Source organism: Burkholderia sp. SIMBA_062 (genome assembly GCF_046534765.1).
GTDB lineage: Bacteria > Pseudomonadota > Gammaproteobacteria > Burkholderiales > Burkholderiaceae > Burkholderia > Burkholderia ambifaria.
On record NZ_JAWRYD010000690.1, the window covers coordinates 1 to 230 of the forward strand.

Here is a 230-nt window from a genome sequence, read left to right on the forward strand (position 1 = left end):
CTATTCTTCTGCCTAAGGATGTTCCGTGTATTAAGTCGGGATGAAATACCAATGCGATACCTTGTGGCTGGTAATATTCGTCTTTATTTTCACCAATAACCTGTCCAGGAGCCAGGAATATTAAAGTTCCTTCTTCGTAATCATAATTATTAAGTCCATATCGGAGGTCACCACATTTAATTTGTTTCAAAAAAATGGTATAAAATTCATATCGTAACCTTCTAAATTGT

1 protein-coding gene is annotated in these 230 nt (G+C 34.8%); it reads right to left on the reverse strand.

The genetic code is table 11. The annotated features are described in order from the left end of the window. Window positions 1–230, reverse strand: a 230-nt coding sequence (locus tag SB786_RS37950) for a hypothetical protein (RefSeq protein WP_410731805.1), incomplete at both ends; no start/stop codon positions are given.